This is a genomic window from Nitrosarchaeum sp. AC2 (assembly GCF_013407385.1).
Classification (GTDB): Archaea; Thermoproteota; Nitrososphaeria; order Nitrososphaerales; family Nitrosopumilaceae; genus Nitrosarchaeum; species Nitrosarchaeum koreense.
On record NZ_CP030847.1, the window covers coordinates 1,492,684 to 1,506,569 of the forward strand.

General features: G+C 34.2%; 11 protein-coding genes. 4 read left to right on the forward strand and 7 right to left on the reverse strand.

Annotated features, from left to right (window positions below; all coding sequences use genetic code 11):
* Positions 1–24: 24 nt before the first annotated feature.
* From DSQ20_RS09085 to DSQ20_RS09095, 3 genes are all read right to left on the reverse strand, one after another.
* Positions 25–2,166 carry a thrombospondin type 3 repeat-containing protein gene (locus tag DSQ20_RS09085; RefSeq protein ID WP_179365379.1) on the reverse strand — a complete coding sequence of 714 codons (2,142 nt, stop codon included), beginning with the start codon at positions 2,164–2,166 and terminating at the stop codon, positions 25–27.
* 85 nt (positions 2,167–2,251) lie between these two features.
* Positions 2,252–4,393, reverse strand: a complete 2,142-nt coding sequence (locus DSQ20_RS09090) for a thrombospondin type 3 repeat-containing protein (RefSeq protein ID WP_179365380.1) — start codon at positions 4,391–4,393, stop codon at positions 2,252–2,254.
* A 12-nt stretch (positions 4,394–4,405) separates the two neighbouring features.
* The gene (locus DSQ20_RS09095) at positions 4,406–6,820 is read right to left on the reverse strand and encodes a thrombospondin type 3 repeat-containing protein (protein WP_179366375.1); all 2,415 of its coding nucleotides are present in this window, start codon (positions 6,818–6,820) and stop codon (positions 4,406–4,408) included.
* Positions 6,821–6,974: 154 nt separating this feature from the next.
* Between DSQ20_RS09095 and twy1 the strand changes: the two genes are divergently transcribed.
* Complete coding sequence (gene twy1, locus DSQ20_RS09100) at positions 6,975–8,000, forward strand: 4-demethylwyosine synthase TYW1 (RefSeq protein WP_179365381.1); 1,026 nt, start codon at positions 6,975–6,977, stop codon at positions 7,998–8,000.
* Here twy1 and rdgB read toward each other — a convergent pair.
* Complete coding sequence (rdgB, locus tag DSQ20_RS09105; RefSeq protein ID WP_179365382.1) at positions 7,963–8,526, reverse strand: RdgB/HAM1 family non-canonical purine NTP pyrophosphatase; 564 nt, start codon at positions 8,524–8,526, stop codon at positions 7,963–7,965. The genes twy1 and rdgB overlap by 38 nt on opposite strands.
* Entirely contained in the window at positions 8,510–9,130 is a 621-nt protein-coding gene (locus DSQ20_RS09110; RefSeq protein ID WP_179365383.1) for a KEOPS complex kinase/ATPase Bud32, read from the reverse strand. The genes rdgB and DSQ20_RS09110 overlap by 17 nt, the downstream gene beginning before the upstream one ends.
* Positions 9,131–9,219: 89 nt before the next feature.
* Here DSQ20_RS09110 and DSQ20_RS09115 point away from each other — a divergent pair, with 89 nt between their 5' ends.
* Positions 9,220–9,546 carry a hypothetical protein gene (locus tag DSQ20_RS09115; protein ID WP_179365384.1) on the forward strand — a complete coding sequence of 109 codons (327 nt, stop codon included), beginning with the start codon at positions 9,220–9,222 and terminating at the stop codon, positions 9,544–9,546.
* On the opposite strand, the gene kae1 is transcribed toward DSQ20_RS09115, so the two are convergent.
* Together kae1 and DSQ20_RS09125 are read right to left on the reverse strand one after the other, a co-directional pair.
* Complete coding sequence (gene kae1, locus DSQ20_RS09120; protein ID WP_179365385.1) at positions 9,540–10,523, reverse strand: KEOPS complex N(6)-L-threonylcarbamoyladenine synthase Kae1; 984 nt, start codon at positions 10,521–10,523, stop codon at positions 9,540–9,542. The genes DSQ20_RS09115 and kae1 overlap by 7 nt on opposite strands.
* Before the next feature lies 1 nt (position 10,524).
* The gene (locus DSQ20_RS09125; RefSeq protein WP_179365386.1) at positions 10,525–11,715 is read right to left on the reverse strand and encodes a redox-regulated ATPase YchF; all 1,191 of its coding nucleotides are present in this window, start codon (positions 11,713–11,715) and stop codon (positions 10,525–10,527) included.
* Positions 11,716–11,788: 73 nt separating this feature from the next.
* Here DSQ20_RS09125 and DSQ20_RS09130 point away from each other — a divergent pair, with 73 nt between their 5' ends.
* Together DSQ20_RS09130 and tgtA are read left to right on the forward strand one after the other, a co-directional pair.
* A complete protein-coding gene (locus tag DSQ20_RS09130; RefSeq protein WP_179365387.1) occupies positions 11,789–12,337 on the forward strand; it encodes an adenylate kinase family protein in 549 nt (182 codons plus the stop codon).
* A 31-nt stretch (positions 12,338–12,368) separates the two neighbouring features.
* The gene (gene tgtA / locus DSQ20_RS09135) at positions 12,369–13,880 is read left to right on the forward strand and encodes a tRNA guanosine(15) transglycosylase TgtA (protein WP_179365388.1); all 1,512 of its coding nucleotides are present in this window, start codon (positions 12,369–12,371) and stop codon (positions 13,878–13,880) included.
* Positions 13,881–13,886 lie beyond the last annotated feature (6 nt).

Below are 13,886 nucleotides of genomic sequence, written 5' to 3' on the forward strand. Positions count from 1 at the left end.
TTTTATATAAGAAAAATCAAAAAATTATTGCTCGGGGCAACCGTCAATGATTCCAATATAGTCTTCAGATTTTAGTGGGCATTTATCAATATCATTGATAATTCCATCAAGATCATCATCATGAACAAATCTTTGTTGTTCTGGAGCAGTATCAGGACAACCGTCCCAATCTCTGTATTTATTCCAAGTTTCAGGTGCAGTTGGACATGAATCAACATCATCAGGATATCCATCAGAATCAGAATCAGGTCGTGTTGGTGCTGATGAATCTGCTCCTCTCACATCAGGACATCCATCCCAATCAAGATATCCGTTAAAGTTTTCTTTTTCGTTAAGACATGAATCCCATCTGTCATCAATTCCATCCTCATCAGCGTCTGGGAATTTGTAGTCAGTTGTAGTACCAATTGCTACATCAGGGCAGCCGTCTTCATCTTGGAAATTATTGTAAGTTTCTGGGTTTGATGGACATGCATCTACGGCATCAAGAATTCCATCTTGATCAATATCAAGAGTTGATGTAAATTTATCAGGGCAGCCATCGTCATCCTGGAATCCGTTAACTGTTTCAGGTTGAGTTGGACATAAATCTAGATTATCTAAAATGCCGTCACCGTCAGTGTCTGCAGCAAATTTATCAACGAAGATACTGTCAGGGCAGCCATCGTCATCCTGGAATCCGTTATAATTCTCTCTTGAGTATGGACATAAATCATTGTCACCAAAAATACCGTCATAATCAGAATCTCCAACTGATTTTAAATCAAGACTATCAGGGCAGCCATCGTCATCTCTGAATTTGTTAAAGTTTTCACGTTCTTGAGGACATTGATCAATAGAATCTGGAATTGAATCATAATCAGAATCAATCAAACTTCCAGAACGTGCTGTTACTGTGTCAGGACAACCATCCCAATCCAAAAATCCATTAAATGTTTCTGGTTCACTTATACATGAATCCCATCTGTCATCAATTCCATCGCCATCAGCATCTGGGAATTGGTAAGATGTAGTAGTATCAGAAGTTACATCAGGACAACCGTCAGTGTCTTGGAAATTATTGAAAGTTTCCCTAGTATATGGACATAAATCATTGTCACCAAAAATACCGTCATAATCAGAATCAAGTGAGGATGTAAATTTATCAGGACAACCGTCAGTGTCTTTGAATCCGTTAACTGTTTCAGGTTGAGTTGGACATAAATCTAGATTATCTATAATACCGTCACCATCAGTATCTGCGATGGATTTTTCATTGAAAATACTATCAGGACAGCCATCAGTGTCTTTGAATTTATTATATGTTTCTGGATTATATGGACATAAATCATTGTCACCAAAAATACCGTCACCATCAGCATCACCTACTATTTTATAATCAATCACATCAGGACAACCGTCATTATCTTGGAATTTGTTAAAGTTTTCACGTTCTTGAGGACATTGATCAATAGAATCTGGAATTGAATCATAATCAGAATCAATCAAACTTCCAGAACGTGCTGTTACTGTGTCAGGACAACCATCCCAATCCAAAAATCCATTAAATGTTTCTGGTTCACTTATACATGAATCCCATCTGTCATCAATTCCATCGCCATCAGCATCTGGGAATTGGTAAGATGTAGTAGTATCAGAAGTTACATCAGGACAACCGTCTTCATCTTGATATTTATTATAAGTTTCAGGAGTAGTTGGACATGAATCTAGATTATCAGAAATGCCATCTCTATCAGTGTCTGTTGATGAAATATTATCAGGACAACCGTCTTTGTCATCAACTCCATTGAATGTTTCTGGTTGAGTTGGACATGAATCTAGATTATCTATAATACCATCACCATCAGTATCTGCAGCTACCTTATCTGTAGAGGGTGTCAAGTCAGGACAGCCGTCTTCATCTTGATATTTGTTGTATGTCTCTCTAACAGTAGGACATGTATCAATATGATCTGGAATTCCATCAAAATCAACATCATACCATGGGACAAATGTAGATGGACAGCCATCAATTGTACCGGTATAATCTTCTTGAAGATTTGGGCATAAATCAAGATTATTTGTAACACCGTCATTGTCATTATCTTCAACACCAAAGGCATTACTTTGGAAAATACCAATAGAGGCAATCAAAAGTAAAAATCCAAGAATGTAATATTGTTTCATTATCTTTGACTTCGATATTATTGAGTATTTATTAAATCTCACGTTAAAAAGATCCTTCTATAAAATATCTAACAACAAAAGAGACCTATTGCTCTGGGCAACCATCAATTATTCCAATATAATCTTCTGATTTTAGAGGACATTGATCTTCATCGTTGATAATTCCATCAAGATCATCATCGTGAACAAATCTTTGTTGTTCTGGAGCAGTATCAGGACAGCCGTCAGAGTCATTGTATTTATTCCATGTTTCAGGAGCAGTTGGACATGAATCTACAGAGTCAGGATAACCATCACCGTCAGAATCAGCTCGGTCAGATATAGTAGATTCAGCCCCTGGAACATCTGGACATCCATCCCAATCAAGATATCCGTTAAAGTTTTCTTTTTCGCTAAGACATGAATCCCATCTGTCATCAATTCCATCCTCATCAGCATCTGGGAATTTGTAGTCAGTTGTAGTACCAATTGCTACATCAGGGCAGCCGTCATCATCTTGGAATTTATTGTAAGTTTCTGGGTTTGATGGACATGCATCTATTGTATTTGAAATACCATCACCGTCAGTGTCAAGAGTAGATGTAAATTTATCAGGGCAGCCGTCTTTATCTTGATAGTTATTGAAAGTTTCAGGTTGGGTTGGACACAAGTCTAAACGATCTGTAATACCATCACCATCAGTATCTGTAGTTGATTTATCATCTGCAATATAGTCAGGGCAACCGTCTAAATCCAAATATCTATTGTATGTTTCTTTAATGAGTGGACATTGATCAATATCATCTGCAATGCCATCTTTGTCTGAATCACCTCCAGATTTTAGATCTATACCGTCAGGACAGCCGTCTTCATCTTGGAATCCGTTGTATCTTTCTGCAACTGTTGGGCAGTCATCTACAGCATCTGGAATACCATCATAATCATAATCAGCTAATTTACCAGCAGTTGTACCTGGAACATCTGGACATCCATCCCAATCAAGATATCCGTTAAAGTTTTCTTTTTCGCTAAGACATGAATCCCATCTGTCATCAATTCCATCCTCATCAGCGTCTGGGAATTTGTAGTCAGTTGTAGTACCAATTGCTACATCGGGGCAGCCGTCATCATCTTGGAATTTATTGTAAGTTTCTTGAATAAGTGGACATGAATCTAAATGATCAGAAATGCCATCCCTATCAGTGTCATTATTCAAAAGAGATTTATCAGGACAACCGTCTTTATCTAAAAATCCATTGAATGTTTCTGGTTGAGTTGGACACAAGTCAAAATAATCATTTATACCGTCACCATCAGTATCTGCAGTTGATTTATCATCAGCAATATTATCAGGACAGCCGTCATCGTCTTGGAATTTATTGTAAGTTTCTGGATTAAATGGACATGAATCATTTTGATCAAAAATTCCATCACCATCAACATCGTTTATTATTTTATAATCAATTACATCTGGACATCCATCAGCATCTTGGAATTTGTTAAAGTTTTCACGCTCTTGAGGACATTGATCAACAGAATCTGGGATTGAATCATAATCAGAATCAGCTAAATTACCAGCAGTTGTACCTGGAACATCTGGACATCCATCCCGATCAAGATACCCGTTAAAGTTTTCTTTTTCGCTAAGACATGAATCCCATCTGTCATCAATTCCATCCTCATCAGCGTCTGGGAATTTGTAGTCAGTTGTAGTACCAATTGCTACATCGGGGCAGCCGTCATCATCTTGGAATTTATTGTAAGTTTCTTGAATAAGTGGACATGAATCTAAATGATCAGAAATGCCATCTCTATCAGTGTCTGTTGATGAAATATTATCAGGACAACCGTCTTTATCATCAACACCATTAAATGTTTCTGGTTGAGTTGGACACAAATCTAGATTATCAATAATACCATCACCATCAGTATCTGCAACTGCCTTATCTGTTGAAGGTGATAAATCAGGACAACCGTCATCATCTTGGAATTTATTGTAGATCTCTCTAACAGTAGGACATGTATCAATATGATCTGGAATTCCATCATAATCAGCATCATACCATGGGACAAATGTAGATGGACAGCCATCAATTGTACCGGTATAATCTTCTTGAAGGTTAGGACATTGATCAACATTATTTGTAACACCGTCATTGTCATTGTCTTCAACACCAAAGGCATTACTTTGGAAAATACCAATAGAGGCAATCAAAAGTAAAAATCCAAGAATTTGATATTTTTTCATTTTATGACACACCTATTGTTCTGGGCATCCATCAATTACACCTAGATAATCTTCTGGCACTGTAGGACATAAATCGTAATTATTCACAATACCGTCTAAATCATCGTCATGTTTGTAACGTGATTGCTCAGGAGAAGTATCAGGACAACCGTCATCATCTTGGAATTTATTGAAAGTTTCTTTGTCATTAGGACATTTATCAACATCATCGTTTATTCTATCACCATCTGTATCTATAGTGGTTTTACCTATTGGAATAGTATCAGGACAACCGTCATAGTCGACATACTTATTCCAAGTTTCCTTTTGTGTTGGACACATATCCATTATGTCAGGAACACCATCACCATCTGCATCAGGTTGAGATATGTTAGTATCAGGACAACCGTCAGTGTCTTCAAATCCATTAAATGTTTCAGCAACCAAAGGACATTGATCAAGTACATCGCTTATTCCATCATTATCAGAATCTATTACAAATGATTCAACAATTTTGTCAGGACAGCCGTCATCATCTTGGAATTTATTGTAAGTTTCTTTAGCCATTGGACATGCATCTATTCCATCAGGTAATCCATCTTGATCTGAATCAATATTAGAGATATAATTATCAGGGCAGCCGTCCAAGTCTAAAATTCCATTAAAGGTTTCTGGCTGATTTGGACAGTTATCTATACGATCATGAATTCCATCACCATCAGAATCTGGCATACCTTTATCATCTGCAACATAGTCAGGACAACCGTCAGTGTCTTGGAATCTATTGTAGGTTTCTGGAACAAGCGGACAATTATCTAGAGTATTTACTATACCATCAAAGTCTGAATCAACATCTGTCAAATAAGATGGGAAATCAGGACAGCCGTCAGTGTCTTCAAATCCATTATATCTTTCAGGAACTAGCGGACAAACATCAGTAGAATCTAAAATTCCATCAAAGTCAGCATCTAAATCACCAGGATTATCAGGACAACCGTCATTATCGATATATCTATTCCAAGTTTCTGGTTGAGTTGGACATTGATCTAAGGAATCTCTAATTCCATCGTTATCAGAATCCAATATAGAAATGTCTGGACAGCCATCGGTGTCTTGATAACCATTAACAACTTCAGGTTCTAATGGGCATTTATCTAATAGATCAGCAATTCCATCACCGTCAAAATCTGAAGAAGAAGCACTGGATATTTTATCGGGACAACCGTCTTCATCTTGGAATTTATTGTAAGTTTCTTTTTCTGTTGGACATGCATCTTTAGTATCTATAATTCCATCTCCATCTCTATCAATCAATGATGCATTATCAGGACAACCATCGTCATCTTGGAATCCATTAAATGTTTCAGCACGAGTTGGACACAAGTCTGCATAATCTCGAATTCCATCACCATCAGAATCTGGAGATGTTTTATCATCTGCAACATAGTCAGGGCAGCCGTCATCATCTTGGAATTTATTGTAAGTTTCTTTCACTGTTGGACATTGATCTACATTGTTTGGAATTCCATCTTGGTCTGAATCAACAGTAATAGAATAAACAGGAATATCTGGACAACCATCGGTGTCTTCAAATTTATTATATCGCTCAGGTTCTAATGGGCATGCATCATCTATATCCATAATACCATCACGGTCGGAATCGTTTAGTTTTCCTGTGAATGAAGGAACTGAATCAGGACAGCCATCGTAATCAGCAAATTGATTGAATGTTTCTTTTTGGTTAGGACATGTATCAGATTTGTCAGGAACACCATCGCCATCTGCATCACTAAATGTAGTATCTAAAACAACATCAGGACAGCCGTCAGTATCTCTATAACCATTAAAAGTTTCAGGTTCTGTTTGACAAAAATCAATTTTATCAATTATACCATCATTGTCAGTATCAACAAATGATGAATCAGTAATAGTATCAGGACAACCGTCAGTATCTTGGAATTTATTATAAGTCTCAGCACTTAGTGGACAGGAATCTAAATGATCTGGAACACCATCTCTATCTCTATCTGAACCAGAACCAAAAGTATCAGGACAACCATCGGTGTCAAAGATACCGTTAAACGTTTCAGGTTGAGTTGGACACAAATCTAGAACATCAATAAAACCATCACCATCAGAATCAGGAGGTCCTCCAGTAGTTCCAGGAGTAGTATCAGGACAACCGTCAGTATCTTGGAATTTATTATAATTTTCTCTCAAACTTGGACATTGATCAATATTATCCTGAATTCCATCAAAGTCCTCATCATACCATGGAACAAAATTAGATGGACAACCATCTATTACACCATCATAATCTTCTTGAAGATTAGGACAGCTATCTGTTTCATCTGTAACTCCATCACGATCTAAATCATCAGTAGCAGCAAATACAGGACTTGTGGAAATGCCAATTATTATGGCTAAAAATAAAAATATGAATCCCATACGTATTTTTTTCAAAGCTTAAATTTACGTCAAAGATCCAGTTATTAAACTTCACTCTGAAATCGGCTAAAAATGGGAAAAGTTTTGAGAGTTATTTTTAAGAAAAAACAAGGATCACGATCAATTTAAGTAAAGCAAAACAGATTTTTTGCATATGAGTTGTTCTGGAGAAATAGTTGATGAAGAGAAATTAATACAGATCAAACCTGGAATTTCACAGCAATTAAAAAAAGCAAAATACGGTGTTGCAGATCATTCTACAGTAGAACTTTGTCATTGGACAAAAAAATCATTCAAACATGAAGGAAGTTGTTACAAGCACAAATTTTATGGGATTTCAACTCATAGATGTATGGAATTTTCTCCTGCTGGAATGCATTGTGAAAATCGTTGTGTATATTGTTGGAGACCAATGGAATTTTATGATTCATTAAAGATGGAACCAGAAAAAGTATCTGAGCCAAAAGAGATACTAACTAAGTTGATGGAAGAGCGAAAAAAATTGATAATGGGGTATTATGGAGATTCGAGAAATGATAAACAAAGATTAGATGAATCGTTATTACCAAGTCATTATGCTATTTCACTTTCCGGTGAACCAACGATGTATCCTAAGCTTCCAGAATTAATAAAATATCTAAAATCATTAGAAGCAACAAAGTCAATTTTTCTTGTAACAAATGGACAAGAACCAGACATGATTCAAAGATTGCAAGATGAGGCTGCGTTACCAACACAATTGTATTTATCTACTAATGCGGCAGATTATGATTCATTTTTGAAAATTAATAGACCAAAATATGATGACTCTTGGAAAAGATGGAATAGAACATTAGAAATGCTAAAGCACTTAGATACAAGAACTGTACTTCGAATTACGCTCATAAGAGATTACAATGACCAAAAAGAGATGATTCCAGCTTTTGCTGCAATGCTAAAACAAGCTAGTCCACACTTTATTGAAATAAAATCTTACATGCACATTGGTCGTTCAACTAATAGATTAGAACATTCAAACATGTTAGAAATGGAAGAAGTGCGGAGATTTAGTGAAGAAGTAGCAAAACATAGTGAAATATTTTCAATAATGGATGAAAGTCTCGTTTCAAGAATTGTAATATTGCAAAACAATCAAAGATCCATTAATCGTTGGATTTCAGCTTATTCAAATACCAATTAGAAAATTTTTTTAATGCTTTGTATCTATGAGATAAATCATTTTTAGTTGTTAACTGTGCAAATGTTTGATTAAAATTTTTAGGAATAAAAATTGGATCGTAACCCCACCCTGTTCCATTTTGTGATTTAGAAATAGTTCCATCAATTTTTGCTTCAAATGATTTACAATTTTTATTATCATGATAAGAAATAATTGAGATGAATTTGGCTTTTCTATTTTTTTTTAAAAGGTGTAAAATTCCTTTGTTACCAATTGTTTTGAAGACATATGAAGAATATGGTCCAGGAAATCCACCTAGTGAATCTATGAAAAGTCCATCATCTTCTATTATTATCGGTTTTTTACATTTTTGAAATGCTTGTATCGCTTTTTTAGATGCAATTTCTTTGAGAGAAGAAGATTGAATTTCTTCAAGATCGTATTTAAAAAATTTAAGATTAATATCAAATGACTCTAAAATTTTTTTTGCTTCTTGATATTTGTGAGGATTTGATGATACAAAGAAAAGATCAGATGACTGTTGCATATCTTCCTCTACTTTCAATATCAGATACTGAATGCATAATTTTTGAATAGGTTATAGTACCAACTACAGATTTGTAGCCAGAAATAAAATTTTTCCATGCAGATTCCATGATTTTTGCATGTGCGCTGTTAAGAATTTCTTTTATTAATCGTAAATCAACAGCATGATCTTCAGATTTGATTGTTTTCTGCGATAAACCAAAATCAATCACATATACTTTATTTTTGTATAAGATAAAATTTGAGGTTGTTAAATCACCATGCATAATACCATTTTTATGCATAATTCCAACTAGTCTACCAATTTCCTTGGATAATTTAATTATCTTCAAATCAGGTAAATCGTGAACAGGTATGCCAGGAATTTCTTGCATTAGAATAGATGAATTTGTTAAATTTACAAAGTATACAAGCGGAGTTGGAATTCCAAATGACTTTACTTCTGAAATTGTTTGAGATTCTTTAATTGTTCTTTGTTTCCGAATTTTTGCATCAAGAATAGAATTACGATATGATTTTGTCTTTCTTATTTTCAATATTGATGGTAAATTACTCCATTTCGTAAGATAGATATCTGCTTCTGCGCCTTTTTTTAGTAGCTTCATAAAATAGATAATTGAAATGTTATAATTTAGAGTTATTTAACATAATTTTCATTAAAATTATAACCTAGAGATACGGGTAAAAACGAATCATGGAAGATGGAGAAAAGAGGTTAAAGCAGGAAGATTGTAACGAAGATAAACTCGGTGCAGGAATCTTAACTTTAACTAATAAAAGATTGGCTTTTGATAAGACAAAATCACGAATGATGGACTTTTCAAAACGTTTTGGAGATACAGTAATGGATGTTTCACTAAATGATGTAGACAAAGTTTGGAAAGAGGGACGACTGATAAAAAAAGTATGTTTTACTTCCAAAACAAAAGAAGGTGAACAGACATACAAGTTTGGAGTTTTTAATACTAAAGATTGGCTAAAAAATATTGAAAATGCCATAAAAGAGCATAAAAATCAATAATCTATTTTAACTGAATCTAATCGCCATGATTGTTGTACAAAGGTTTCTTCAATAGGAACACCGCTTTTTACTTGAGATTCTAGCAATCCTGTCCAACATATTTGACTACCACAGTCACCTGCATATTTTTGAGGGGCAATAAAAAATTTGCAAACATGTCTTTTACAAACATCTTGTAGCATTTCAGACAATCTTTTATTTGCAGCAACACCACCAACAATTAGCAATTCTTTTTTTCCAGTAAAAGATAGTGCTCTTTCTACTACTTCACTGATCATTGCAAATGCAGTTTCTTGTAATGAAAAACATGCATCAGCTTTACTTTTTTGTGCTATTGGTTTTGATGCAGACAACAATCCAGAAAATGATACATCGTTGCCTTTTACAGAATATGGAAGTAGAACATAATTAGAAGTTGAGGAAGCTAAATCCTCAATATTTTTTCCACAGGGAGATGCAAAACCAATTGATCTTCCAAATTGATCTAGTAGTTGACCTAATGTAATATCCAATGTTTCTCCAAATACTCTCCATTGTTTATTTAGAAATGCAAGAAGCATTGTATGACCACCAGAAACTAAAAGAACTAGTGGATTTTTTGCGCCAGTAAGTAATTTTCCCAATTCAATGTGTCCTAATGCATGATTAACTGGATAGATTGGAATTTTATAATAAGATGCAAGAGAACGTGCTACTACTGCACCTACCCTCAAACAAGGACCTAGACCAGGACCTGCAGCATATGAAATAATATCAAGATCTTTGATTTTAACGCCAGCCTCCTTAAGGCATTCGGATAATACAATGGAGCTATTTTCAACGTGATGCCTTGATGCTTCTCTAGGATGAATTCCTTCGCCCTCAGGTGGGCGATAAATTTTTCTAACATCAGATAAAATTTTTCCTTTATTTTCATTTTTTTCTATTATAGCACATGAGAAAGTGTGAGCTGTGCTTTCAACTCCAAGACCAAGCATATTATCCCCTACTTAATGTTGAAACGATTTTGATCACATCTCCATGTTTCAATTTATGATCACCGCCGATTCTTTGTTTTGTTTTACAATCAATTGCATGTAAAAATCCCTTGGCAATATCAGCATGAATTAAACCTGCCAAATCTTTTGCAGTGGAATCATGTGGCAATAATTTTGCATCAGGTAAAACATCACCATTTTTGTTAGTTAATTTTGTTTCATCTTCTACAGGAAAAACAACAATGAGTTTCAACAAATCAAACACTGCAAGATTTAAAATTTTTTGAATTCCTGTCGAATGAATTTTTGTAAAAACATTGTTTACTAGATCTAGAGCTTTTTGTTGTTGTGGCAGTATTTCTTTATTTTCAACTATAGAAAATTTTTCATCGCCTGATTCATAATGTATCATTCCTGATTTAGAAGCTTTTCGTAATAATAATTCAGTTTCAGCGCTACAGGGAACTACAATCGTATCAGGAATTTTTTTGATTATATCAAGATCTTTACAAAGGTCTGCTTTATTTGCTGCAATGATAAACGGTTTTGTGTTTTTTCTTAATTCCTTAACAAAAGTTTGAATGTCAGAATCGTTCCATTCTTTAGGATTTTTTGAGCTAAGTTCTAGTTTATGTAAAACATCTTGTATTTGATAATCTTTAATTCCCAAACCAGTAAATCGTTTTGCAATTCCATCAGTGAGTTTTGCTCTTTTTTGTTCTATTTCCCTAGTAAGTTTATCCCATTCCCTTCTAAGAATATCTGTAAACCACTGATCAAATTCATTTTCAACAAAATTAACGTCTTCTATAGGATCATGTGTGCCGATAGGAACTGGTTGACCTTGAATGTCAGTTGTTCCAGCAATATCAACAACGTGTATCAAGACTTCAGCTTGCCTTGCATCATCAAGAAATTGGTTTCCTAAACCTTTTCCTTCATGTGCTCCAGGAACTAATCCTGCTACATCAATTAGTTTTATGGGGATAAAACGAGTCCCATTTACACATAGTGGGTTTTGATGTTTAATTTCAAAATGTTTACAGGCGCAATCAGATTTTACATAAGCAACACCAACATTTGGTTGAATTGTTGTAAATGGAAAGTTACCTATAGGGACAGGAGTTTCAGTAGCAGCTGAAAAAAATGTAGATTTTCCAACATTTGCTTTACCTAATAAACCAATTTGCAATACACACAAAAATGCTATTGTACTTATTAGTATTGCAGAAATTGTTTAATTTGGTTCATGTTTGTTTTATAATATGTCAATAGTAATTACTGGAAATCCTGGAGTTGGGAAGCATACTATAGCCAATGAAATTGCCAAGCGGTTAGAATTACAGATATTAGACATAAACAATATCGCTAAAGATTCTGGATTATTTGAAAGAGATGAAGATACAAATGATGTGGATACAGCAGAATTAAAAAAAATAATTAACAAGAAAATTTCAAAATCTACTTTAGTTGTTGGACATTTAGCACCATATGTTTTATCATTAGAGCAAATAAAGAAAATGATTGTGTTGAGAAGAAATCCATATGATTTAATTTCAGTTTATAAAAAAAGAGAGTATTCAGATAAAAAAACTAAAGAAAATACAGGTAGTGAAATTTTAGGAATAATAGCACATGATGCAATAAATCAATTTGGAGTAAAGGTATTTCAGGTGGATGTTACAGCAAAGAGTGTTTTAGAGGTGACAGATAAAGTGATGAGTGTTATCAACGATGAAGATTCAAGTGAAGATGTTGATTGGCTTGATTTAGTAGCAAAACATGATGATTTGAAAAAATTTTTTGCTTATTGATTAAATAACGCTATTATTGAGAATCTGTAACTTGTTTGAGATTTTAAAAAGCGATTTGGCTGGAAGAATTGGTGTTATTCATACAAATCATGGAAAAATTGAAACTCCTGCTTATGTCCCTGTTATTCATCCTGTAAAACAGACTATTCCAGCTAAGAAAATCAAAGAGATTGGTTTTGATTTAGTAATTACAAATGCATACATCACCAGAAACAATTACGGTGACGAAGCCGTAAAAAAAGGAATTCATAATATAATAAATTTTGACGGCGCAATAATGACAGACTCTGGAGGTTATCAGGTTTTAGAGTATGGTGATGTCAAAGTTTTACCACCAGAGATGGCAGAATTTGAAAGAAAGATACTTACAGATTTTGCAATTCCGCTGGATAAACCAACAGGTTATGGATTACCATGGAAAAAAGCTGAATCATATGTCAACCATACTCTCAAAGTCTCAAAGAAGACGCTTGAAGACAGTGAAAGTAATGGTCAGATCTGGATTGGACCAATTCAAGGTGGAGAACATTTTGATCTGGTAGCCAAATCAACTAAAGGTTTAGTCGATATGGGTTTTCAAATGCTAGCTTTAGGTAGTCCAGTTGAATTTATGGAATCATATGAATACAGATTATTAGCACAGATGATTGTAACTGCAAAAAAACAGATGCCGCATTCCATTCCTTTACATTTGTTTGGTGCAGGACACCCATTAACTATACCATTTGCAGTTGCACTAGGTTGTGATACTTTTGATTCTGCATCTTACATGTTATATGCTAAACAAGAAAGGTACATCACAGATGATGGCACAAGAAATCTTTCAGATATTTCGGTATTTCCATGTAACTGTGAAGTATGCTCAAAGTATACGCCTGATGAGTTACGTCAATTAGAAATTCATGAAAAAATTAATGAAATTGCGCTACACAACCTTTATTCAATAAAAAACGAAGTAGATAAAGTAAAACAGGCAATTCATGAAGGAAGATTGTGGGAATATGTCTTAAAAAAAGCAAGAGCACATCCAAAGTTATTTGAGATGATTGATATTTTTACTGAAAATTCAAATTACTTTGAAACATCAACGCCAAAATTCAAAGAAAAAGCCATTTTCCTTTATGGGAAAGAGGATCAGTATCGTCCAGAAGTTCAGTCATACCATAAAACGGTTAGAAAATTCAAGTCAAAGAAAAAAACTTTAATCATAACCAAAGAATCCAATACAAAACCAGCATACTTATCGCATGAGTATTTCTCACTAAAACAAAAGTTCAAAGAGATGAAAAATATTCAAGTTTGCCAATACAGTCCACATTTAGGATTAATCCCACTAGAAATTTCAGATGTCTTTCCGGCATCACATCATGAAACTTCAAGATTAAAATTCAACCCCGCAGAGTTTCCAACTTTTGAAAACACCTGGAATGTATTTTTTAAAAATAATCAATTTTCAGAAATTTATTTTGATAAAACCGATGAATTTTTGAAGTACTATATCAAAATGCTTCCAAAAGATATCAAAAAGAAATCTATTGTTTAAACAAAA